This is a genomic window from Pseudomonas sp. PSE14 (assembly GCF_029203285.1).
Lineage (GTDB): Bacteria > Pseudomonadota > Gammaproteobacteria > Pseudomonadales > Pseudomonadaceae > Pseudomonas.
This window is the reverse complement of record NZ_CP115669.1, coordinates 4,952,418-4,975,251: the sequence shown is the minus strand read 5'-3', so window position 1 is coordinate 4,975,251 and position 22,834 is coordinate 4,952,418. Positions and strand designations below refer to the sequence as shown.

The 22,834-nt window shown below is 60.4% G+C and carries 15 protein-coding genes, 2 tRNA genes and 3 rRNA genes; 16 read left to right on the top strand and 4 right to left on the bottom strand.

Annotated features, from left to right (window positions below; all coding sequences use genetic code 11):
• Window positions 1-7 precede the first annotated feature (7 nt).
• Both O6P39_RS22845 and O6P39_RS22840 read left to right on the top strand, forming a co-directional pair.
• Window positions 8-850, top strand: coding sequence for a tetratricopeptide repeat protein (locus O6P39_RS22845; RefSeq protein ID WP_275608679.1), 843 nt, complete (start codon window positions 8-10; stop codon window positions 848-850).
• Complete coding sequence (locus O6P39_RS22840) at window positions 850-1,179, top strand: YqcC family protein (RefSeq protein WP_275608678.1); 330 nt, start codon at window positions 850-852, stop codon at window positions 1,177-1,179. Before O6P39_RS22845 ends, O6P39_RS22840 begins: the two co-directional genes overlap by 1 nt.
• 16 nt (window positions 1,180-1,195) lie before the next feature.
• Here the strand turns inward: O6P39_RS22840 and O6P39_RS22835 are convergent, their stop codons facing one another.
• Entirely contained in the window at window positions 1,196-1,639 is a 444-nt protein-coding gene (locus tag O6P39_RS22835) for a DUF4124 domain-containing protein (RefSeq protein ID WP_275608677.1), read from the bottom strand.
• Window positions 1,640-2,042: 403 nt separating this feature from the next.
• On the opposite strand from O6P39_RS22835, the gene O6P39_RS22830 reads away from it, so the two are divergent.
• The 14 genes from O6P39_RS22830 (at window position 2,043) to O6P39_RS22765 (ending at window position 17,637) form a co-directional block, all read left to right on the top strand.
• The gene (locus tag O6P39_RS22830; protein WP_275608676.1) at window positions 2,043-3,773 is read left to right on the top strand and encodes an acetolactate synthase 3 large subunit; all 1,731 of its coding nucleotides are present in this window, start codon (window positions 2,043-2,045) and stop codon (window positions 3,771-3,773) included.
• Window positions 3,774-3,775: 2 nt separating this feature from the next.
• Window positions 3,776-4,267: an acetolactate synthase small subunit gene (gene ilvN / locus O6P39_RS22825; protein ID WP_017516326.1), complete on the top strand. Its 492-nt coding sequence runs from the start codon at window positions 3,776-3,778 to the stop codon at window positions 4,265-4,267.
• Between the two features lie 44 nt (window positions 4,268-4,311).
• Window positions 4,312-5,328 carry a ketol-acid reductoisomerase gene (gene ilvC / locus O6P39_RS22820; protein ID WP_275608675.1) on the top strand — a complete coding sequence of 339 codons (1,017 nt, stop codon included), beginning with the start codon at window positions 4,312-4,314 and terminating at the stop codon, window positions 5,326-5,328.
• Between the two features lie 149 nt (window positions 5,329-5,477).
• On the top strand, window positions 5,478-6,302 hold the full coding sequence (pssA, locus tag O6P39_RS22815; RefSeq protein ID WP_015478888.1) for a CDP-diacylglycerol--serine O-phosphatidyltransferase: 825 nt from the start codon (window positions 5,478-5,480) through the stop codon (window positions 6,300-6,302).
• A 57-nt stretch (window positions 6,303-6,359) separates the two neighbouring features.
• On the top strand, window positions 6,360-7,370 hold the full coding sequence (gene msrP, locus O6P39_RS22810) for a protein-methionine-sulfoxide reductase catalytic subunit MsrP (RefSeq protein ID WP_275608674.1): 1,011 nt from the start codon (window positions 6,360-6,362) through the stop codon (window positions 7,368-7,370).
• Window positions 7,370-7,978, top strand: coding sequence for a protein-methionine-sulfoxide reductase heme-binding subunit MsrQ (msrQ, locus tag O6P39_RS22805; protein ID WP_275608673.1), 609 nt, complete (start codon window positions 7,370-7,372; stop codon window positions 7,976-7,978). The genes msrP and msrQ overlap by 1 nt, the downstream gene beginning before the upstream one ends.
• A gap of 545 nt (window positions 7,979-8,523) precedes the next feature.
• Window positions 8,524-10,059: ribosomal RNA gene (locus O6P39_RS22800) — 16S ribosomal RNA — on the top strand.
• A 64-nt stretch (window positions 10,060-10,123) separates the two neighbouring features.
• Window positions 10,124-10,200: transfer RNA gene (locus O6P39_RS22795), tRNA-Ile, on the top strand.
• A 27-nt stretch (window positions 10,201-10,227) separates the two neighbouring features.
• A tRNA-Ala gene (locus O6P39_RS22790) sits at window positions 10,228-10,303 on the top strand.
• Window positions 10,304-10,535: 232 nt separating this feature from the next.
• Window positions 10,536-13,427, top strand: a 23S ribosomal RNA gene (locus O6P39_RS22785).
• Window positions 13,428-13,557: 130 nt separating this feature from the next.
• Window positions 13,558-13,673 (top strand): 5S ribosomal RNA (gene rrf / locus O6P39_RS22780).
• Together the 16S, 23S and 5S rRNA genes with 2 tRNA genes alongside form the textbook arrangement of a ribosomal RNA operon.
• Window positions 13,674-14,080: 407 nt before the next feature.
• Window positions 14,081-14,737: a paraquat-inducible protein A gene (locus O6P39_RS22775; RefSeq protein ID WP_275608672.1), complete on the top strand. Its 657-nt coding sequence runs from the start codon at window positions 14,081-14,083 to the stop codon at window positions 14,735-14,737.
• Window positions 14,724-15,344: a paraquat-inducible protein A gene (locus O6P39_RS22770; RefSeq protein WP_275608671.1), complete on the top strand. Its 621-nt coding sequence runs from the start codon at window positions 14,724-14,726 to the stop codon at window positions 15,342-15,344. The genes O6P39_RS22775 and O6P39_RS22770 overlap by 14 nt, the downstream gene beginning before the upstream one ends.
• The gene (locus tag O6P39_RS22765) at window positions 15,337-17,637 is read left to right on the top strand and encodes an MlaD family protein (RefSeq protein ID WP_275608670.1); all 2,301 of its coding nucleotides are present in this window, start codon (window positions 15,337-15,339) and stop codon (window positions 17,635-17,637) included. The genes O6P39_RS22770 and O6P39_RS22765 overlap by 8 nt, the downstream gene beginning before the upstream one ends.
• A 282-nt stretch (window positions 17,638-17,919) precedes the next feature.
• Here the strand turns inward: O6P39_RS22765 and mksF are convergent, their stop codons facing one another.
• From mksF to mksB, 3 genes are read right to left on the bottom strand one after another with little or no spacing between them, the layout of a single operon-like run.
• The gene (gene mksF, locus O6P39_RS22760; protein ID WP_275608669.1) at window positions 17,920-20,754 is read right to left on the bottom strand and encodes an Mks condensin complex protein MksF; all 2,835 of its coding nucleotides are present in this window, start codon (window positions 20,752-20,754) and stop codon (window positions 17,920-17,922) included.
• Window positions 20,751-21,506 carry an Mks condensin complex protein MksE gene (mksE, locus tag O6P39_RS22755; RefSeq protein ID WP_275608668.1) on the bottom strand — a complete coding sequence of 252 codons (756 nt, stop codon included), beginning with the start codon at window positions 21,504-21,506 and terminating at the stop codon, window positions 20,751-20,753. Before mksE ends, mksF begins: the two co-directional genes overlap by 4 nt.
• The gene (gene mksB / locus O6P39_RS22750) at window positions 21,496-22,773 is read right to left on the bottom strand and encodes an Mks condensin complex protein MksB (RefSeq protein WP_275608667.1); all 1,278 of its coding nucleotides are present in this window, start codon (window positions 22,771-22,773) and stop codon (window positions 21,496-21,498) included. The genes mksE and mksB overlap by 11 nt, the downstream gene beginning before the upstream one ends.
• Between the last annotated feature and the right edge of the window lie 61 nt (window positions 22,774-22,834).

Genomic DNA, 22,834 nt, shown 5'->3' with positions numbered 1-22,834 from the left:
TTTGGAAGTGAGAAAAGCTTGGTTTGCGGCGTCGGCGACTCTGGCGCTTCTGTCCGGTTGTGCGACCCCGCAGCACGGGGCGATCCCGGTGCAGGACTCCGGTACCTCCGTTTCCAACTCGGAGCGCGTGGGACGCAGCGGTGGCAACTATAAGGCGCCGGTTTCCGCCAGCGCCGGCCAGAGCATTCCCCAGGGTGACTCCGGCGTTACCGTGATGATCCCGAAGGATGCGGGTGCCGCACCGATCCAGACCTTCCCGGCACAGACTGGCGCGGCGCCGATCAGCACTTCGCCGATGACGACCGCGCCGGGCAATACCAGCGCACCCTATTCGCAGCAGCCGATCTCCACCAGCGGTGGCATCACCTCCAACGGTGGCTTCCAGTCGCAGACCTACCAGCAGCCGGCGTACCAGACCCCGCCCGCGGCACCGTCCAACCAGGGCAGCACCTACAACCAGGGCGGTGCCTACAAGGCGCCGTCGGGCATTCCGTCGAGCAACACGGGCCTGGCTGCTGACGAGCAGCTCGATGGCCCGGTACTGGCGCTGCTGACTACCGCCTCGCAACAGCAGGGCGGTGGTGATCTCAATGGCGCCGCCGCCAGCCTGGAGCGCGCCCAGCGCATCGCTCCGCGCGAGCCGCAGGTGCTCTACAAGCTGGCCCAGGTTCGCCTGGCCCAGGGCGATGCCGCGCAGGCCGAGCAGGTCGCGCGCCGTGGCCTGACGCTGGCCGGAGGTCGCCCGACCCTGCAAGCCAGCCTGTGGGATCTGATCGCCAAGTGTCGTGAGCGGCAGGGTGACGCCGCCGGCGCCGCCGAAGCCCGGCAGAAAGCCAAGGTAACCCTGTGATGGATGGTCGACTGCCAGCCATAGCGGATCAGCTGCTGCTGATCGAGCAGGAGATGCGTGGCATCGGCCTGTGGGGAAGTGAGACTCCGTCGCCCGAGCGGCTCTCCAGTCACGAGCCGTTCTGCGTGGATACGCTGGCGCTGGAGGAGTGGCTGCAGTGGATCTTCCTGCCGCGGATGAAGCAGATCGTCGAGAGTGGGGCTGATCTGCCTGCTGCCTCCGGCATCCGCGAGATTGCCGAGGAGGCCTACGCCACTGAGGGGGCTCGCGTGCTGCGGCTCCTGGAAGCGCTCGGCGAGTTCGACCGGCTGATCACTGCGGGGCGCTGAGCGCTCCCGCACGGCCTCAATTGCAGTTTTCCTGGACGGCCTTTTCGTTCTCTACGATGCGCGCCTGCCGTTCTTCTTCGGTGATGCGGCGGTACTCGCCGTTCTCTTCCTTCACGCGGACGCGTGGATTGTTCTTCAGTTGAGCCACATTCTCCCGCGCCTGGCTGCAATTCTGCGCGCGCGCGGCTTCCTGCTGGGCGACGTCCTGCTTCACCTTGTCATCCACGGCTTTCTGCTTTTCATCCACGGGGGGAGTTGCCACCGGCTTGGGTGGGGGCAGCGGGAAGTTCGACTTGGGCGGGGCAGTGTTGGTGTTGACGGCCGAGGCCTTGGTGCCTTCCGGCGGCTGCGCACCGAAGTGCGTGACCCCCTGGGCGTCGACCCATTTATAGACCTGCGCGGCCATCACGGTCGGGGCCAGAGCGAGCAGCAGGCTGCCCATGAAAATCGTCCGTCGCATGAGTTGTCGATCCTTGGGGTGCGGAGTCTGTCGATAACTATAACCAAAACGCCAGCTTATTCATCCGGAGAAGTTCACATCCCGGCTTCATCCAAAAACTATATATGGCTTGACTTGCCCGCTTCGTTTCAGAAGAATCCAAGGTTCGCTGCAGTGGGCCGGCCGCAAGCTGGTTTTACTCGGCAGACAAGAGGTGCTACCCGCGCCGCAAAGTTTCACCCTGTTTCGCGTTACCTCGCGCTGGGTGGAGGCTCTCCGTAACACAAACAGGAGTGTCTCCAGGTTCTGCTCAATCGGCAGTCGACGTAGCCGGCGATTACATTCGCCCATGTCTGCCGGGCAGCCATCCAAGTCGGTCCCCCACGTTGGGGGTTTCCGTATATAGCGTTCTAGAGGTGACAACGTGGAACTTTTATCCGGCGCTGAAATGGTCGTCCGCTCGCTGCGTGACGAAGGCGTTAAGTACATCTACGGGTACCCGGGCGGTGCCCTTCTGCATATCTACGACGCTCTCTTCAAAGAGAACGAAGTAACCCACATCCTGGTTCGCCACGAGCAGGCCGCCACTCACATGGCCGACGGCTATGCGCGTGCCACCGGCAAGCCCGGCGTGGTGCTGGTGACCTCCGGTCCCGGCGCGACCAACGCCGTCACCGGCATCGCCACCGCCTACATGGACTCCATCCCGATGGTGGTGATCTCCGGCCAGGTGTCGAGCAACATGGTCGGTACCGACGCGTTCCAGGAAACCGACATGGTCGGTATTTCCCGTCCGATCGTGAAGCACAGCTTCATCATCAAGCACCCGTCGGAAATTCCGGAGGTCATCAAGAAGGCCTTCTACATCGCCCAGTCCGGCCGTCCCGGCCCGGTGGTGATCGATATTCCGAAGGACATGGGCGATCCGACCCAGAAGTTCGAATACAACTACCCGAAGAAGGTCAAGCTGCGCTCCTACAGCCCTGCGGTCCGTGGTCACTCCGGCCAGATCCGCAAGGCCGCCGAGATGCTGCTGGCCGCCAAGCGCCCGATCATCTATTCCGGTGGTGGCGTGATCATGGGTAATGCCGCCGAGCCGCTGACCGAAGTGGCGCGCATGCTCAATGTGCCGGTGACCAACACCCTGATGGGCCTGGGCGGCTATCCGGGTACCGATCGCCAGTTCGTCGGCATGCTCGGCATGCACGGCAGCTACACTGCGAACCTCGCGATGCACCACGCTGACGTGATCTTCGCCGTCGGCGCGCGCTTCGACGACCGCGTGATCAATGGCGAGACCGCTGCCAAGTTCTGCCCGAACGCCAAGATCATCCACGTCGACATCGACCCGGCTTCGATCTCCAAGACCGTCAAGGCCGACATCCCGATTGTCGGCCCGGTGGACAGCGTCCTGACCGAAATGGTCGCGATCCTCAAGGAAATCGGCGAGACCCCGAACAAGGAAGCCCAGGCTGCCTGGTGGAAGCAGATCGAAGAGTGGCGCGGTACCCGCGGCCTGTTCCCGTACAACATGGGCGACGGCAGCATCATCAAGCCGCAGACCGTGATCGAGACCCTCTGCGAAGTCACCCATGGCGATGCCTACGTGGCGTCCGACGTGGGCCAGCACCAGATGTTCGCGGCCCAGTACTACCGCTTCAACAAGCCTAATCGCTGGATCAACTCCGGCGGCCTGGGCACCATGGGCTTCGGCTTCCCGGCCGCCATGGGCGTGAAGCTGAACTTCCCTGACGCCGACGTCGCCTGCGTGACCGGTGAAGGCAGCATCCAGATGAACATCCAGGAGCTGTCCACCTGCCTGCAGTACGACCTGCCGGTGAAGATTATCAACCTGAACAACGGTGCGCTGGGCATGGTCCGCCAATGGCAGGACATGCAGTACAACAGCCGTTACTCGCACTCCTACATGGAATCGCTGCCGGACTTCGTCAAGCTGGCTGAGGCGTATGGCCACGTTGGCATGCGCATCACCGACCTGAAGGACCTGAAGCCGAAGATGGAAGAAGCCTTCGCGATGAAGAATCGCCTGGTCTTCCTCGACATCCAGGTTGATACCAGCGAGCACGTCTACCCGATGCAGATCCGCGGCGGTGCGATGCGCGACATGTGGCTGAGCAAGACGGAGCGTACCTGATCATGCGACACATCATTTCCCTGCTGCTGGAAAACGAACCCGGCGCGCTCTCCCGCGTCGTCGGCCTGTTCTCCCAGCGCAACTACAACATCGAAAGCCTGACGGTCGCCCCCACCGAGGACCCGACGCTGTCGCGCCTGACCCTGACCACCGCTGGTCAGGATGAGGTCATCGAGCAGATCACCAAGAACCTCAACAAGCTCATCGAGGTGGTAAAACTGGTGAATCTCTCGGAGAGCGCACACATCGAGCGCGAACTGATGCTGGTGAAAGTGAAGGCTACCGGCGCCCAGCGCGCCGAGGTCAAGCGCACCACCGACATCTTCCGCGGGCAGATCGTCGACGTCACCAGCAGCGTGTACACCGTGCAGCTGGCCGGCACCAGCGACAAGCTGGACAGCTTCATCCAGGCCATCGGCACCGCGTCGATCCTCGAAGTCGTCCGCAGTGGCGTCACCGGCATTGCCCGTGGCGACAAGACTCTCAGCATCTGATTTGAAATACGGCCCACGAGGCCAACTGACAGGGGAATTCCCAAATGCGCGTTTTCTACGATAAAGACTGTGACCTCTCCATCATCCAGGGCAAGAAAGTTGCCATCATCGGTTACGGTTCCCAGGGCCACGCCCACGCCTGCAACCTGAAAGATTCCGGCGTCGACGTTACCGTCGGCCTGCGTGCGGGTTCTTCCTCCGTTGCCAAGGCTCAGAACCACGGCCTGAAAGTCGCTGAAGTGGCCGAAGCCGTTGCCGCTGCTGACCTGGTCATGATCCTGACCCCGGACGAGTTCCAGGGCCGCCTGTACAAGGACGAGATCGAGCCGAACCTGAAGAAGGGCGCTACCCTGGCCTTCGCTCACGGCTTCTCCATTCACTACAACCAGGTCGTTCCGCGCGCTGACCTCGACGTGATCATGATCGCGCCGAAGGCCCCGGGCCACACCGTTCGCTCCGAGTTCGTCAAGGGCGGCGGCATCCCTGACCTGATCGCCATCTACCAGGACGCTTCGGGCAATGCCAAGAACGTCGCCCTGTCCTACGCCTGCGGCGTTGGCGGCGGCCGTACCGGCATCATCGAAACCACCTTCAAGGACGAGACCGAAACCGACCTGTTCGGCGAGCAGGCCGTTCTGTGCGGCGGTTGCGTCGAGCTGGTCAAAGCTGGTTTCGAAACCCTGGTCGAAGCCGGTTACGCTCCGGAAATGGCCTACTTCGAGTGCCTGCACGAACTGAAGCTGATCGTTGACCTCATGTTCGAAGGCGGCATCGCCAACATGAACTACTCGATCTCCAACAACGCCGAATACGGCGAGTACGTGACGGGTCCGGAAGTGATCAACGCCGAATCCCGTGCTGCCATGCGCAATGCCCTGAAGCGCATCCAGAACGGCGAATACGCCAAGATGTTCATCTCCGAAGGCGCCACCAACTACCCGTCGATGACCGCCTACCGTCGCAACAACGCTGCCCACGGCATCGAAGTTGTTGGCGAGAAGCTGCGCGCCATGATGCCGTGGATCGCTGCCAACAAGATCGTCGACAAGACCAAGAACTAAGGTCTTTTCGACAAACGAAGAAACGCGGCGCTTGCCGCGTTTTTTCGTTCTGGGGCGGTGTTCTGGTATAAAGCGGGGGCGCCGGGCAAGTCAGCGCAGTAGCGTGCCCCGGCGAATCTCAGCCTCAACGAGTTCTCAAGGAATCGTCCATGAGTGAAGGTCACGAGGAGCCGAACAAGGCTTCCGACACCGAAGAAAGTCTGTTGCCCATCGATGAGCACATCGAAGAGGGTCACGACGCCGAAGGCCGCAAGGTCCGCCATCGCGGCATTTACCTGCTGCCGAACTTGTTCACCACCGCGGCGCTGTTCACCGGCCTGTACGCCATCATCAACGCCATGAGCGGCGATTTCTCAAATGCCGCCATTGCCATCTTCGTCGCCATGGTACTCGACGGTCTCGACGGTCGTGTTGCGCGCCTGACCAACACCCAAAGCGCCTTCGGCGCCGAGTACGACTCGCTGTCCGACATGGTCGCCTTCGGCGTAGCGCCGGCACTGGTGGCGTTCGAATGGGCGCTGAGCAGCCTGGGCAAGGTTGGCTGGATGGTCGCCTTCATCTATGTGGCTGGCGCCGCGCTGCGTCTGGCGCGCTTCAACACCCAGGTGGGCAAGGCCGACAAGCGCTACTTCATCGGTCTGGCCAGCCCGGCTGCCGCGGCTCTGGTCGCTGGTACCGTATGGGCCTTCGCCGACTTCGACGTTCAGGGCGCCAAGGTGTCCCTGCTGGTTGCGCTGATGGTCGCCGCGGCCGGTATGCTGATGGTCAGCAACATCAAGTACTACAGCTTCAAGGACCTCGACCTGCGCGGCCGCGTGCCGTTCGTGGCGATCCTGGTCGTGGTGCTGGCGTTCGCCGTGGTCTTCACCGACCCGCCGCGCATCCTGTTGCTGCTGTTCCTTGCATACGCCGCCTCCGGCCCGGTGCAATACTTGCTTCAGTTGCGCCGTCGCAAGCAGCCGCCTGCCGTGTAATTTCCAGCGGGCTCCGCAGTCTACTGGCGCATACAGCCAGTCGTTGCGGAGCCCGCCATGCTGATCAAGTCTTCCCGCCGTTCCGATTGCCACGAATCGGAAGTCACACCTGAATCCCTCTACTTCTCCCGTCGCCAGTTCATGTCTGGTGCGATAGCGGCTGCCGCGCTGTCCGGATTGCCTCGTTTGAGCTTTGCCGAGGGAGGGCGTTACGCCGATGTCGAAGCAGTGCAGTCTCCCGCCTGGCTGAGCGAGAAGTTCGCCGCCACGCACTGGGATGCCGTCACGGTGAAGAATGAGGCGATCACGCCTTTCAAGGACGCGACGAACTACAACAACTTCTATGAGTTCGGCCCGGATAAAGGCGATCCTGCTGCCAATGCCGGAGCGCTGAAAACCGAACCCTGGTCGGTGGTGATCGACGGCGAGGTGAACAAGCCCGGCAAATACGCCCTGGAAGACTTCATCAAGCCGTATCAGCTGGAAGAGCGCATCTATAGATTGCGCTGCGTCGAAGCCTGGTCGATGGTCATTCCCTGGATCGGCTTCCCGATCTCCGAGTTGATCAAGCGGGTTGAGCCGACCGGCAAAGCCAAGTTCGTGCGCTTCGAGACGCTGGTGGACCGCCAGGACATGCCCGGTGTGCAGTCCAACTTTGCTCTGATCGATTGGCCCTACGTCGAGGGGCTGCGCATGGACGAGGCCATGCATCCCCTGGCCATTCTCGCGGTCGGCATGTATGGCCGGGTGCTGGCTAACCAGAACGGTGCGCCGTTGCGGTTGATCGTGCCGTGGAAATACGGCTTCAAGGGTGCCAAGTCCATCGTGCGCATCAGCTTCGTCGAGGAGCAGCCGAAGACCACCTGGCAGAGCCTCGCGCCCGACGAGTATGGCTTCTATGCCAACGTCAATCCGACTGTCGACCACCCCCGCTGGAGTCAGGCGCATGAGCGTCGCCTGCCCAGCGGACTATTCAGCCCCAATGTTCGTCCCACTCTCATGTTCAACGGCTATGCCGATGAGGTGGCCTCGCTCTATGCGGGCATGGACCTGAGGAAGGAATACTGATGCGCAATCCATTGTGGCGTGGCGGTGTGTTCATCGCTGCCTTGTTGCCGCCGCTCTATTGGCTGTACCAGGCGTGGATCTTCGCCCTTGGGCCGGACCCGGGAAAGGCTCTGGTCGACCGGCTGGGGCAGGGCGGATTGATCCTGCTGTTGATCACCTTGGCGATGACGCCGCTGCAGAAGCTCACTCGCTGGACTGGCTGGATACAGGTGCGCCGGCAACTGGGCTTGTGGTGCTTCACCTATATAGTGCTGCACCTGAGTGCCTATGCCGTCTTCATCCTCGGGCTGGACTGGGCGCAGTTGGGCGTCGAACTACGCAAGCGTCCTTATATCTTCGTCGGCGCCACCGCCTTCCTGGGCTTGCTGGCCATGGCGATCACCTCCAACCGTTACAGCATGCGCAGGTTGGGGACTGGCTGGAAGAAACTGCATCGCCTGATATATGTCATCCTCGCCATGGGGTTGTTGCATATGCTGTGGGTCGTGCGTTCGGATCTGGAGCGCTGGGCCATATATGCGGCTATCGGGTGTTTCCTGATGCTTTTGCGGTTGCCGCCAGTGGCGCGTCAATTGCCCTTGTTACGCAGTCGATTCGTGCCCAGCTGAAAATTCTTACAGAAATGTGTTGACGGGGCTTTTTAAGTCCCTATAATGCGCACCACTCCCAGCGACGAAGCGCTGAAAGAGCTTGAAAATCAAGCACTTACAAAGATTCGAAGCTGAGAGTGGTGGTCCGGCAGGTGAATCACTTGCCACTCTTCATTCGCTGCTCCGGCAGTGAGTCGAAAAGAAGATCATCGAGGTGCTTGACAGTGAGTTTGATCGCTGTAGAATGCGCCTCCCGCTGGTGAGAAGGCTTCCTTCTCCGGAGCGCAAGCGGTTGAGTAGAAAAGAAAATTTTCGAAAACAACGCTTGACAAGATGAGACGCTGCTGTAAAATGCGCGCCTCGGTTGAGACGAAAGCCTTAACCAACTGCTCTTTAACAAGTCGAATCAAGCAATTCGTGTGGGTGCTTGTGATGTAAGACTGATGATCGATTGATTATCAGCAACGCAAGTAACACTCGTGAATTCGAGAGTTTTAGCTCATTAAATTGAGCATGCGATTGCTGAGCCAAGTTTAGGGTTTTCGCAAAACCCAAGCAGTATTGAACTGAAGAGTTTGATCATGGCTCAGATTGAACGCTGGCGGCAGGCCTAACACATGCAAGTCGAGCGGATGAGTGGAGCTTGCTCCATGATTCAGCGGCGGACGGGTGAGTAATGCCTAGGAATCTGCCTGGTAGTGGGGGACAACGTTTCGAAAGGAACGCTAATACCGCATACGTCCTACGGGAGAAAGCAGGGGACCTTCGGGCCTTGCGCTATCAGATGAGCCTAGGTCGGATTAGCTAGTTGGTGGGGTAAAGGCCTACCAAGGCGACGATCCGTAACTGGTCTGAGAGGATGATCAGTCACACTGGAACTGAGACACGGTCCAGACTCCTACGGGAGGCAGCAGTGGGGAATATTGGACAATGGGCGAAAGCCTGATCCAGCCATGCCGCGTGTGTGAAGAAGGTCTTCGGATTGTAAAGCACTTTAAGTTGGGAGGAAGGGCAGTAAGTTAATACCTTGCTGTTTTGACGTTACCAACAGAATAAGCACCGGCTAACTTCGTGCCAGCAGCCGCGGTAATACGAAGGGTGCAAGCGTTAATCGGAATTACTGGGCGTAAAGCGCGCGTAGGTGGTTTGGTAAGATGGATGTGAAATCCCCGGGCTCAACCTGGGAACTGCATCCATAACTGCCTGACTAGAGTACGGTAGAGGGTGGTGGAATTTCCTGTGTAGCGGTGAAATGCGTAGATATAGGAAGGAACACCAGTGGCGAAGGCGACCACCTGGACTGATACTGACACTGAGGTGCGAAAGCGTGGGGAGCAAACAGGATTAGATACCCTGGTAGTCCACGCCGTAAACGATGTCGACTAGCCGTTGGAATCCTTGAGATTTTAGTGGCGCAGCTAACGCGATAAGTCGACCGCCTGGGGAGTACGGCCGCAAGGTTAAAACTCAAATGAATTGACGGGGGCCCGCACAAGCGGTGGAGCATGTGGTTTAATTCGAAGCAACGCGAAGAACCTTACCTGGCCTTGACATGTCCGGAACCTTGCAGAGATGCGAGGGTGCCTTCGGGAATCGGAACACAGGTGCTGCATGGCTGTCGTCAGCTCGTGTCGTGAGATGTTGGGTTAAGTCCCGTAACGAGCGCAACCCTTGTCCTTAGTTACCAGCACCTCGGGTGGGCACTCTAAGGAGACTGCCGGTGACAAACCGGAGGAAGGTGGGGATGACGTCAAGTCATCATGGCCCTTACGGCCAGGGCTACACACGTGCTACAATGGTCGGTACAGAGGGTTGCCAAGCCGCGAGGTGGAGCTAATCCCACAAAACCGATCGTAGTCCGGATCGCAGTCTGCAACTCGACTGCGTGAAGTCGGAATCGCTAGTAATCGTGAATCAGAATGTCACGGTGAATACGTTCCCGGGCCTTGTACACACCGCCCGTCACACCATGGGAGTGGGTTGCTCCAGAAGTAGCTAGTCTAACCGCAAGGGGGACGGTTACCACGGAGTGATTCATGACTGGGGTGAAGTCGTAACAAGGTAGCCGTAGGGGAACCTGCGGCTGGATCACCTCCTTAATCGAAGATCGCAGCTTCTTCATAAGCTCCCACACGAATTGCTTGATTCACTGGTTAGACGATTGGGTCTGTAGCTCAGTTGGTTAGAGCGCACCCCTGATAAGGGTGAGGTCGGCAGTTCGAATCTGCCCAGACCCACCAATTGTTGTGGTGTGCTGCTGATCCGATGGGGCCATAGCTCAGCTGGGAGAGCGCCTGCTTTGCACGCAGGAGGTCAGGAGTTCGATCCTCCTTGGCTCCACCATCTCTAAATCGTCGAAAGCTCAGACAGGAATGTTCGGTGTAACGAACCTTGCTGTCTGGTCTTTGTGCCAGAACTGTTCTTTAAAAATTTGGGTATGTGATAGAAGTAGACTGAATAATCTCTTTCACTGGTGATTATTCAAGTCAAGGTAAAATTTGCGAGTTCAAGCGCGAATTTTCGGCGAATGTCGTCTTCACGTTCGAGACTGTAACCAGATTGCTTGGGGTTATATGGTCAAGTGAAGAAGCGCATACGGTGGATGCCTTGGCAGTCAGAGGCGATGAAAGACGTGGTAGCCTGCGATAAGCTTCGGGGAGTCGGCAAACAGACTTTGATCCGGAGATCTCTGAATGGGGGAACCCACCTAGGATAACCTAGGTATCTTGTACTGAATCCATAGGTGCAAGAGGCGAACCAGGGGAACTGAAACATCTAAGTACCCTGAGGAAAAGAAATCAACCGAGATTCCCTTAGTAGTGGCGAGCGAACGGGGACTAGCCCTTAAGCTTCTTTGAATCTAACAGAACGCTCTGGAAAGTGCGGCCATAGTGGGTGATAGCCCCGTATGTGAAAGGTTCTTTGAAGTGAAATCGAGTAGGACGGAGCACGAGAAACTTTGTCTGAATATGGGGGGACCATCCTCCAAGGCTAAATACTACTGACTGACCGATAGTGAACCAGTACCGTGAGGGAAAGGCGAAAAGAACCCCGGAGAGGGGAGTGAAATAGAACCTGAAACCGTATGCGTACAAGCAGTGGGAGCCTACTTTGTTAGGTGACTGCGTACCTTTTGTATAATGGGTCAGCGACTTATATTCAGTGGCGAGCTTAACCGTATAGGGAAGGCGTAGCGAAAGCGAGTCTTAATAGGGCGATTTAGTCGCTGGGTATAGACCCGAAACCGGGCGATCTATCCATGAGCAGGTTGAAGGTTAGGTAACACTGACTGGAGGACCGAACCCACTCCCGTTGAAAAGGTAGGGGATGACTTGTGGATCGGAGTGAAAGGCTAATCAAGCTCGGAGATAGCTGGTTCTCCTCGAAAGCTATTTAGGTAGCGCCTCACGTATCACTCCAGGGGGTAGAGCACTGTTTCGGCTAGGGGGTCATCCCGACTTACCAAACCGATGCAAACTCCGAATACCTGGAAGTGTCAGCGTGGGAGACACACGGCGGGTGCTAACGTCCGTCGTGAAAAGGGAAACAACCCAGACCGTCAGCTAAGGTCCCAAAGTTGTGGTTAAGTGGTAAACGATGTGGGAAGGCTTAGACAGCTAGGAGGTTGGCTTAGAAGCAGCCACCCTTTAAAGAAAGCGTAATAGCTCACTAGTCGAGTCGGCCTGCGCGGAAGATGTAACGGGGCTCAAACCACACACCGAAGCTACGGGTGCATCGCAAGATGCGCGGTAGAGGAGCGTTCTGTAAGCCTGTGAAGGTGAGTTGAGAAGCTTGCTGGAGGTATCAGAAGTGCGAATGCTGACATGAGTAACGACAATGGGTGTGAAAAACATCCACGCCGAAAGACCAAGGGTTCCTGCGCAACGTTAATCGACGCAGGGTTAGTCGGTCCCTAAGGCGAGGCTGAAGAGCGTAGTCGATGGGAAACAGGTTAATATTCCTGTACTTCTAGTTACTGCGATGGAGGGACGGAGAAGGCTAGGCCAGCTTGGCGTTGGTTGTCCAAGTTTAAGGTGGTAGGCCGAACACTTAGGCAAATCCGGGTGTTCAAGGCCGAGAGCTGATGACGAGTCGTCTTTTAGATGATGAAGTGGTTGATGCCATGCTTCCAGGAAAAGCTTCTAAGCTTCAGGTAACTAGGAACCGTACCCCAAACCGACACAGGTGGTCGGGTAGAGAATACCAAGGCGCTTGAGAGAACTCGGGTGAAGGAACTAGGCAAAATGGCACCGTAACTTCGGGAGAAGGTGCGCCGATGAGGGTGAAGCATTTACTGCGTAAGCCCATGTCGGTCGAAGATACCAGGCCGCTGCGACTGTTTATTAAAAACACAGCACTCTGCAAACACGAAAGTGGACGTATAGGGTGTGACGCCTGCCCGGTGCCGGAAGGTTAATTGATGGGGTTAGCGAAAGCGAAGCTCTTGATCGAAGCCCCGGTAAACGGCGGCCGTAACTATAACGGTCCTAAGGTAGCGAAATTCCTTGTCGGGTAAGTTCCGACCTGCACGAATGGCGTAACGATGGCGGCGCTGTCTCCACCCGAGACTCAGTGAAATTGAAATCGCTGTGAAGATGCAGTGTATCCGCGGCTAGACGGAAAGACCCCGTGAACCTTTACTGTAGCTTTGCACTGGACTTTGAGCCTGCTTGTGTAGGATAGGTGGGAGGCTTTGAAGCGTGGACGCCAGTCTGCGTGGAGCCAACCTTGAAATACCACCCTGGCATGCTTGAGGTTCTAACTCTGGTCCGTCATCCGGATCGAGGACAGTGTATGGTGGGCAGTTTGACTGGGGCGGTCTCCTCCTAAAGAGTAACGGAGGAGTACGAAGGTGCGCTCAGACCGGTCGGAAATCGGTCGCAGAGTATAAAGGCAAAAGCGCGCTTGACTGCGAGACAGACACGTCGAGCAGGTACGAAAGTAGGTCTTAGTGATCCGGTGGTTCTGTATGGAAGGGCCATCGCTCAACGGATAAAAGGTACTCCGGGGATAACAGGCTGATACCGCCCAAGAGTTCATATCGACGGCGGTGTTTGGCACCTCGATGTCGGCTCATCACATCCTGGGGCTGAAGCCGGTCCCAAGGGTATGGCTGTTCGCCATTTAAAGTGGTACGCGAGCTGGGTTTAGAACGTCGTGAGACAGTTCGGTCCCTATCTGCCGTGGACGTTTGAGATTTGAGAGGGGCTGCTCCTAGTACGAGAGGACCGGAGTGGACGAACCTCTGGTGTTCCGGTTGTCACGCCAGTGGCATTGCCGGGTAGCTATGTTCGGAATAGATAACCGCTGAAAGCATCTAAGCGGGAAACTAGCCTCAAGATGAGATCTCACTGGGAACTTGATTCCCCTGAAGGGCCGTCGAAGACTACGACGTTGATAGGTCGGGTGTGTAAGCGCTGTGAGGCGTTGAGCTAACCGATACTAATTGCCCGTGAGGCTTGACCATATAACACCCAAACAATTTGTGTGTTCGATGGTGAAGTCGACGAACCGAAAGTTCGTGTGAACCGCAAAGACTGTCACATACCCGAATCTGGATGAGCGTGTGCGAATGCCACGAGCGTCCTAAAGAATTGCTTGACGACCATAGAGCGTTGGAACCACCTGATCCCATCCCGAACTCAGCAGTGAAACGACGCATCGCCGATGGTAGTGTGGGGTTTCCCCATGTGAGAGTAGGTCATCGTCAAGCGCCTATCCCAAAGCCCCTGGTTAGCGAAAGCTGGCCGGGGGCTTTGCTTTTGCGCGCGGGAAAGTTGGGCTGGGTGCAGCCCTCCACCCCACCCCGAACCCGTAGTGCGCGCTGAGACGGCGGCCATCGCGGACGGAGTCCGCTCCTGCGGGTGCAATGCCCTGCCTGGGGCGCTGTTCGTGAACTCTGTAGCCAACGAACTGGCCTGTGGATAGGATGGCTTTCTATCTCTGGGCAGATTGTCTGCCTGACTGCTGGGGCGTTGTCGAGTAGCGCCAGGAAGCACGGTGTGATGCCTCGGTCCCTGTTTCCTCACAAAAAATTCGCAAAGACTCGATGCTTATGCTTCGCAGCGTCGGGCGCTTGGTCTCGTCTACAATAGCGTCAACTTTTCTCTGAGTTTTTTCATGTCCGAAATCCAAGGTGACGCGCTACAGCACCTGCCGTTGGATCAACTGACCGCTTGCCATGAATGCGATCTGTTGATGCGGCGCGTGGCTGTGCCGCTAGGGCAGAAGTCGGTTTGCCCTCGATGCGGCTACGAGCTGGAAATACACCGGCCTCACATGGTGCGACGCGCATTGGCGTTGGTGCTGACGGCGTTGCTGCTCTACATACCGGCCAACTTCATGCCGATCATGCATATCACCATCCTCGGCCAGACCAGTACCGATACGGTCTGGAGCGGGGTGCAGGGTCTTTATGGGTCGAGCATGAAGGGCGTCGCCGTCCTGGTGTTCCTCTGCAGCATGGTCATCCCGCTGGCCAAGTTGCTCTGCCAGTTGTTCGTACTGCTGACCCTGCGTTTCAAGACGATGCGCGAGCAGGGCATGTTGCTGTTGCGTGGATACCAGCACCTGCGCGAATGGGGGATGCTCGAGGTTTACCTGATGGGCATCCTGGTGTCGATCGTGAAGCTGATCGGCATGGCCGAGTTGCATATCGGATTGGGGCTGGCCTGCTTCGTGGCCTTGTTGTTCACCCAGGTGTGGCTTGAGGTGACCATGCCACATCACCAGGTCTGGGGCGAGTTGTCCGGGGAGTTCGACGATGCGAGCCATTGATGCCGGTGTGCTGATCTGCGGCGAGTGCCACCAGCTCAATCGGCGCGTCGAGGACGACGAAACCACCTGCAGCCGCTGCGGTTCGGTGGTGCACGAACGTAAGCCGAACAGCCTGGCGCGGACCTGGGCGCTGCTGATCACGGCTGCCGTCCTCTATATCCCGGCCAACCTCCTGCCGATCATGACGGTCAATTTCCTGGGCAATGGCATGCCCGCGACCATCATGGAAGGGGTGATCGAGCTGATCAACGCGGATATGGTGCCGATTGCCGCGGTGGTCTTCGTTGCCAGTATCCTGGTTCCCACCTTCAAGCTGGTCGGCATCACCCTGCTGCTGTATTCGGTGCAGCGTCACCAACCCATGTCAGCCAGGCAGCGGATCATGATGTACCGCTTCATCGAGTGGATCGGGCGCTGGTCGATGCTCGATATCTTCGTCATCGCGATCCTGGTGGCTCTGGTGAATTTCGGCAATCTGGCCACTATCGAGGCAGACCTCGGTGCGGCCGCCTTCGCCAGCGTGGTGGTACTGACCATGTTGGCAGCAGTGACCTTCGATCCCCGGTTGATCTGGGATAACACGGACGCGGAAAACGACAATGAGTGATCTTCCCACCCCGAAGATGCGCAAGACCTCCAACTGGTCGGCAATCTGGATCCTGCCGCTGATCGCCCTGGCGATCGGCGCTTGGCTGGCCTGGAGGGCCTACGACCAGGCAGGGATCATGATCGATATCCGCTTTGAAAGCGGCGATGGAATCCAGATCAACAAGACCGAAGTGATCTTCAAGGGCATAGGCGTCGGCAAGGTCGTCGACCTGCACGTGAACAAGCCTGACCTGGGGGTTACCGCGTCCGTCGAGATGCGCAAGGAAGCGGGCGAATACCTGAGCAAGGAAACCCGCTTCTGGCTGGTGAAGCCGCGCGTGTCGCTGGCCGGGGTCACTGGCCTGGAAACCCTGGTGTCGGGTAACTACATCGCCATCGACCCGGTGAAAGGCGAACAGCAGAAGGAGTTCACCGCACTGAAGGAGCCGCCGCCGCTGTCCGACAGCCTGCCCGGTCTGCACCTGACACTGAAGGCCGATCGGTTGGGCTCACTGGAGCAGGGCAGCCCGATCTATTACCGGCAGATTCAGGTGGGGCAGGTGAAAAGCTATCACCTGGCGGAAGACCAGAAGACCATCGAGGTGAAGATTCACATCGAGCCGGCCTATGCCAACCTCGTGCGCAAACATACGCGCTTCTGGAACGCCAGCGGCATCACCCTGTCCGGCGACCTGAGTGGTCTCAAGCTGCGTACTGAGTCGCTGGCCTCCATCGCCGCAGGCGGTATCGCCTTTGCCACGCCGGATAACTACCCGGACAGCCCGCCGACGGATTCGACCAAACCCTTCCGCCTCTACGAAGACTACGATGCCGCCCAGGCGGGCCTGGGGGTCAAGCTCAAGGTCACCGATGTCAGCGGCCTCAACGCCGGCAGCACGCCGGTGATGTACAACGGCGTGCAGGTCGGTACCGTGAAGAGCATCGACATGGACCAGGATTTCAACGGCGCCACCGCGTCGCTGTCCATGGACCCGCGCACCGAAGACTTCCTCAATAGCGACACCGAGTTCTGGCTGGTCAAGCCGAGCATTTCCCTGGCGGGTATCACCGGCCTGGAAGCGCTGGTGAAGGGCAACTACATCAGCGTGCGCTTCGCCAAGACCGGCGAGCCGACCCGCGATTTCGTCATCCGTCCCAAGGCACCGCCGCTGAACCTGGACTCTCCGGGCCTGCACCTGGTGCTGACGACCGACAAGCTGGGCTCGTTGGAAGTGGGCACGCCGATCCTCTATCGGCAGATGAAGGTGGGTAGCGTGCAGAGCTACCAGCTGTCTCGCCGTGATCCGTCACGGATAGTCATCGGCGCCCATATTGAGCCGGAGTACGCCAAGTTGGTGAACACCTCGACGCGTTTCTGGAACGTCAGCGGGGTGACGGTCAGTGGTGGACTCGATGGGATCAAGCTGAAAAGCGAGTCGCTGCAAACCCTGATTGCCGGCGGCATCTCCTTCGATACCCCAGACCCCAAGGCGCCGCCGGTGACCAAGGTGCGTCGCTTCGCGCTGTTCGACAGCGAGGAAGTGGCCCATGCCAAGGGGCGGATGATCGAGCTGCGCGCCGATACCGCCGACGGCCTGAAGGAAGGCACCGTACTGCGCTACAAGGGCCTGGAAGTAGGGCGCGTCGAGCAGGTCGAGCTGAGCAAGGACCTGAGCGGCGTGGTCATGAAGGCGCGCCTGACTCGTGCGGAAGACCGCATCGCTCGCCAGGGCACCCGCTTCTGGGTGGTCGGACCGGAGGTCGGGCTTAACGGGGTGTCCAACCTGGGCACTATTGTCAGCGGCCAGTACATCGAAGTGCTGCCGGCCGACAAAGCGGGCCAGGCACAGACCGCCTTCAGCGTGCTGGCCAGCCAGCCGAACCGTCTGCTGGAGGGCGATGGCCTCCGCCTGACCCTCAGCGCACCCCGTCGCGGCTCGCTGAAGGTGGGGGTGCCGGTGACCTACCGCGAGGTGCAGGTGGGCAAGGTGACCTCCTTCGAACTGGGTGAGACCGCCGACCGTGTACTGATCCACATCCTGATCGAGCCGCGCTATGCACCGCTGGTGCGTACCGGCAGCCGCTTCTGGAACACCAGCGGTGTCGGTGTGGACGCGGGCCTGTTCAAGGGGGTGAAGGTGCGTACCGAATCCTTCGAGACCATCCTCGCCGGCGGCGTCGCCTTCGCCACCCCGAACAACGCCGACATGGGCTCGCCGGCCAAGCCGGGACAGACCTTCGCGCTGTTCGACGAGTCCAACGAGGAGTGGCTGGACTGGGCGCCGAAGATCCCGCTGGGCAAGGCGAACTGAGTTTCAGCAGTAGAGAAAAAGGGCCGCGAATGCGGCCCTTTTTCATTTCACGGTTGTTCGCAGGGTAGGAGCAACGCTTGTAGGGTGGCGTGGAGCGAAGCGATACCCATCAGCATTGTCGATCAGGGGCAGCATGGGTATCGCAAGCTCCACCTATCCTACGAACTGGACTTCGGTGTTATGCGATTCGCGAGCAAGCTCGCTCCTACAAGAGCAGTTCCGCGCGGAGCCCAGAAAGCAAAAGCCCCGCATTGCGGGGCTTTTGCTTTAACGCGGGGAGGGTCACGCCGGCTCGGCGCTGGCCTCCACGTCGTTGTGCGCTGCCTTCTCGGTATCCCGGCGACGGATGAACTTCCAGTCCGCCTCGTCGATGTAGATGCCGTTGGGGCCGCTGCCGCCTTCCAGGTCGATGGCTACCTGGGCCGAGACCTGCGGCTTCACGCTCGCGAGGATCGGCACGAAGCCCAGCTGCAGACTAGTCTCCAGCAGCGCCGATTGGTTGCGTTCGTCGATGTCCGCCGCTTCGTCGAGGTAGTACGGCAGACGCACGCGGCCGGCCTGTTCGCGGTCCATCAGGTGCAGCAACAGGTACATGTTGGTCAGCGCCTTGATGGTCATAGTGGTGCCGTTGGATGCCGCGCCGTCGATGTCGGTGTGCATGATCGGCTGGCCGCCCATCTTGGTGATCTCGAACGCCAGCTCGAACAGGTCCTTCAGGCCCAGCTGGTTGTTGTTCGCCGCCACCAGGCGCGACAGGTAGTCCTTGGCTTCCTCGTTCTTCGCATCCTGCTCGGCGCTTTGGGTCAGGTCGAAGACGGAGAGGTTCTCGCCTTCCTCGTACTGGCCAGCGCTGTGGATGATCTGGTCGATGTGCTTGAGCGCGTCCTTGTTCGGCGCGAGCACGATGCGGAAGCTCTGCAGGTTCGACACCTGGCGCTTGTTGATCTCGCGGTTGAACAGCGCCAACTGGTGCTCCAGGTTGTCGTAGTCGCTGCGGATGTTGCGCAGGGTACGGGCGATGTCGGTGACCGCCGCACGGCGCGCCTTGGCCAGGGTGAGAGCTTCGTCGGTGCGGTGCGCGTAGGCGTTGATCAGCAGTTGCAGGCGACGTTCCGGATCATCCTCGCTGTCGAACTTGGCCACGCCCTTCAGGCGTACCTGGGCGTACAGCGCTTCGATCTGGCCGTCCACGCGCTGCAGCGACTGCCAGGTGTCCTGATAGTCGTTGAGCAACGGCAGCAGGTTATCCATGGAGTCGTCTACCGGGTCCATGAACGGCGTGCCGAAGGGCAGGTCGGCCGGCAGCAACTGGCGGCGGCGCAGGGCGTCGTCGAGGGTGCGCTGCTTGGCTTCCAGGTCGGCCAACTGGCGGCCGATCAGTTGCAGCTTGGCGGAGAGCTGCTGGACGCGTTCGGTGAAGGCGTCGGCGGAGCGCTTGAGTTCGTCCTGGGTGGCTTCCAGTTGGGCGAGCTGTTCCAGCTTGGCCGGCTCTTCGGCGTTCAGGGTCTGGCTGCGGCGGAAGTCTTCCAGCGCCTTTTGCGCATCGAGCACGTCCTGGTACAGCTTGTCCGCCTGCGCCTTGCTGGCGTTGCGGTCGGCGGCCACGGCCTGCTGGGTCTTGAGCTGCTTGAGCTCCTTCTCCAGGCGCTCCTTCTGGTCGCGCAGGGCGGCGCGGTCGGCCAGGGCCTGCAGCGCCGGCGGCTCGATGGTGGAAAGGTCGATGGAGAGGCCGGGCACCTCGAAGCGCTCGCCCTTGAAGGCGTCGAGGATCTTCTCGACGCTGCCGACCCACTGGCCGTCCTCGTCCAGGTTCACGCCTTTCTCGCCCAGCGGCAGGCTGAACAGCGCGCCGTTGAACAGGCGCATCAGGCGCTCCACGTCCTGCTGGGAGAACTCCTCGCGCAGGCGTGCGTAGCTGTTGTTGTCGGCGTGTTCGAGCTGCTGGCGAACGCCCTTCAGGCGCTTCTCCAGGTCACGCATGCGCTCTTCCAGGTCTTCGCTGGAGAACTGCCGGGAGTGCGCCAGGGCGCCGGCTAGTTCGTCGTGGGCGTCCTTGGCGGCGAGCAACTGCTGCTCCAGCACCTTGGCATCCTCGACCAGCGCGAAGCGATTCTTCAGCACGGCCAGTTCGCCCATCCAGCGCTGGATCTCGCTGATCTCGCGCTCCAGGCGCATCAGCTCGGCGGTGCTGCCGCGCTGTTCGTTCTGCAGGCCGTCCTGCTCGCGGCGATAGTGCTCGGCCTGGATGACCAGCTCTTCCTTGCGCGCGCCGGAATAGTCTTCCCACGTGCCCAGCAGGTTATCCAGCAGCGGCGAGAGGCGGTGCATCTTGCCGCGCAGGATTTCGCGCTGCGCCACGCCGTTGGCCAGGGCCTCGACCAGCGGGCCGGCGGCGACCAGGGCCTGGTAGTCGCCTTCCATACGGCGCACGTCGCGGAAGGCTTCCTCGCAGGCGGCGATGTAATCGACGCTGCCCGAACGCAGACTGTGCTCGAAGGCATCGAGGAACAGCTGCTTGAGCTTGGCCGCGGTGATCTCGCGCATGTGCAGCAGGTTGATGAACAGCGAGCGGAAGGTCTTCAGGCTCTGTTCACTGGTGGAGCGCAGCGGGATCAGGGTCAGGTCCAGCGGGATCGAGGTGTGGCCGCCGACCAGCAGGCGACGCAGTTCGTCCGGCTTCAACTCATAGGACTTGATGCCCTCGCGCTCGAGGTTCGCGTACAGCTCGCGCAGGCGCAGGCAGGTGCCGTTCTTCTGGTAGTGCTCCAGGTCCAGCTCGCCCTGGTAGGCGAAGAACTGGTGGCCGAAGCCGCCGCCCGGGCCGCGACCACCACAACCAATGACGTGACGGCCGTGGGGCAGGTCCAGCTCGATGAGGATGTAGCTGGTGTCGGTGGCGAAGTAGAACTTGCGCGAGGCTTCCAGGCTGTACTTGCCGAAGCTCATGTCGGACATGCGCGCGAGGATCGGGAACTGCAGCGCGTTGATCGACGCCGACTTGCCGAGGTTGTTCGCGCCGTACACCGACAGCGGCTGTTCCAGTGGGAAGATGCCGAGGCTGTAGCCGGCGGTGTTGAGCAGGGCGAAGCGGCGGATGCCGTAGCGTTCCTGGGTCATGCCTGGGCCTCCATGTCGGCTTGTTCTTCGGCGATGGCGCGGGCGAGGGCGTCTTCTTCGCTCTCTTCTTCCACGATCACGGCAGCAGGTGCTTCAAGGGTGACGATGGCTTCGTCGTCAGCCGGCTCGTCGGCGTAGGACTCCAGGATCACCACCGGCTCGTCGTCCTCGTCCATCAGCGCGGGAGTGGTGAACTGCATTTCGCTGGCGTGCAGGTTGCTGGCCAGGTCGCGGTCCTGCTGGACCGACAGGCAGACGTCGAGGAAGCGGTGGATCGGCGGCAGGAAGCGGTACACGCCGTTGTCCTCGGCGGCGAAGCCGAGCTGGGTGAGGCGGCGCATGACCTTCTCTTCCAGTTCTTCCTGGGTGGTCACCTCGGCCTGCAGGAACAGGTCGCGGTATTTCTCCAGCAGCGGCGGCAGTTCGTCGCGGCCGATGCTGCCGCCATCGAGGACGGCCAGCGGGTCGCGGCCCTGGTCGGCCAGGTGCTCGACGAGGATGAAGGTGAACAGCGCCAGGCGCTGGGCGGTCTTGTTCACCTGGGCGCCGACCTGCTCGGGGACGAAGTAGTAGAAGCCGCGGGTATCGCAGACCAGCTCGTAGCCCAGGCTGCGGAACAGCGCGCGGTAGGCGTCCTGCTGGTTGGACAACTGGCTGTACAGCTCCGGGTCGCGGCGGCTGATGTGGAAGCCCTTGAACAGCTCGCGGAAGATCGGCGCGAGCTGGGTCATTTCGGTGAGATTAATCTGCATGCGATTCGCTCTTGCTGTCCTTGCCAGCGGCGGGGCTGGCGATCAGGGCGAAGGAGCACAGGCTGACGCTGTGCTGGAGAGTGTCGTATTGGGCCCGCTCGAGGCGGTCGCGCTGGAAGCGGGCATCGCGGGAGAGGCGCGAGAACCAGTAGAGCAGCTCGTCGGTGGCGCCTTCGGGCTCCTGCTCCAGCAGCCACTGCATCAGGTCCGGCAGCGGCAGCGCGGCCTGGCAGCGGTCGAGCATTTCCCGCGCGGTGCGCGGCGAGCGCTGCGGGCCGTCGCTCTTGCGATTGCCGCTGGCCTTGGGGAAATGCGCCGGCTTTGGCTGGAAGTTGGCCAGCGCGAAGACGTAGCTTTCGACCTGGGACGCGGTGCCCAGGAAGTTGCTCTGCGGCCGGGTGAACATCGGCATGGCGGCCTGGGGCACGGCGTCGATGCCCTTGCGGCGGATGACCGACAGTGCCAGGGCGGCACCGCGGGTGATCGCGTTGTGCCGACGGGCTTCCTCACGCAGCGGCAGCAGCAGTTCGCGGGCGCGGCGCAGGGTGAGTTGGGCGGTGGTCTGCATTTCCAGGATGCGCGCGTGGGTGCGCAGCAGCTGGTCGTCGTCCACCAGTTGGCCGAGGCGTGCCTGTTCGCCGAGCAGGCGCAGCAGCACCTGTTCCACGCGGCGCACGCCTTGTTCGAAGGCGCCGTCGGCGGAGACCAGCTGGATCATCGGTTCGACGTATTCGTCCCAGGTCGCCAGGACTTCCGCGTAGCGCTGGCGCAGCGGAATCTGCCGGTCCTGGGTCTTCGCCCGTTCGGCCACGGCGACCAGTGCCTGTTCGTCGTTGGCCAGCTTCTTCAGCACGTCGCGCACGCGCATGTCGAGCAGGCGCAGTTGGCGGGCCAGGTCGTTGCCGTCGCGCACCTCGAAGGCATCGCGGATATAGCCGGCCAGGCGCTCCAGATGGCGCAGGTAGGCTTCGATCTCCAGGCACAGGCCCAGGCGGTGTTCCTGGCGCAGGTAGGCGAGGAAGTCGTGGATCTGCGCGTTCAGCTCGAAGCGGTTGGGGCTCTTGGCCACCGGGACGAGGATGTCCAGGCGCACCCACTGGTCGAGCAGGGCGGTGATGTCCACCGGGGTGCTGTCGGGCAGCTGGCTGGTGAGCTGGTTGCGCAGCTCCACCAGGCTCAGGGTGCCGGCGTCGAAGCGCTCGCACAGCGGTTCGAGCAGCACCCAGTGTTCGGCGAGGGCGCGTAGTACGCGTCGTGGGTCGATCATCGGCTTGGTTGGGCCCGGAATGAACAAAGGGAGCGATTGTACTGCAAAGGGTCTGCCCTGG

Coding starts and splice junctions, on each gene's coding strand:
- O6P39_RS22835 (WP_275608677.1), bottom strand. CDS start 1,639: ATGCGACGGACGATTTTCATGGGCAGCCTGCTGCTCGCTCTGGCCCCG.
- O6P39_RS22840 (WP_275608678.1), top strand. CDS start 850: ATGGATGGTCGACTGCCAGCCATAGCGGATCAGCTGCTGCTGATCGAG.
- mksF (WP_275608669.1), bottom strand. CDS start 20,754: ATGACCCAGGAACGCTACGGCATCCGCCGCTTCGCCCTGCTCAACACC.
- ilvN (WP_017516326.1), top strand. CDS start 3,776: ATGCGACACATCATTTCCCTGCTGCTGGAAAACGAACCCGGCGCGCTC.
- mksE (WP_275608668.1), bottom strand. CDS start 21,506: ATGCAGATTAATCTCACCGAAATGACCCAGCTCGCGCCGATCTTCCGC.
- O6P39_RS22770 (WP_275608671.1), top strand. CDS start 14,724: ATGCGAGCCATTGATGCCGGTGTGCTGATCTGCGGCGAGTGCCACCAG.
- O6P39_RS22775 (WP_275608672.1), top strand. CDS start 14,081: ATGTCCGAAATCCAAGGTGACGCGCTACAGCACCTGCCGTTGGATCAA.
- mksB (WP_275608667.1), bottom strand. CDS start 22,773: ATGATCGACCCACGACGCGTACTACGCGCCCTCGCCGAACACTGGGTG.
- pssA (WP_015478888.1), top strand. CDS start 5,478: ATGAGTGAAGGTCACGAGGAGCCGAACAAGGCTTCCGACACCGAAGAA.
- ilvC (WP_275608675.1), top strand. CDS start 4,312: ATGCGCGTTTTCTACGATAAAGACTGTGACCTCTCCATCATCCAGGGC.
- msrP (WP_275608674.1), top strand. CDS start 6,360: ATGCTGATCAAGTCTTCCCGCCGTTCCGATTGCCACGAATCGGAAGTC.
- msrQ (WP_275608673.1), top strand. CDS start 7,370: ATGCGCAATCCATTGTGGCGTGGCGGTGTGTTCATCGCTGCCTTGTTG.
- O6P39_RS22765 (WP_275608670.1), top strand. CDS start 15,337: ATGAGTGATCTTCCCACCCCGAAGATGCGCAAGACCTCCAACTGGTCG.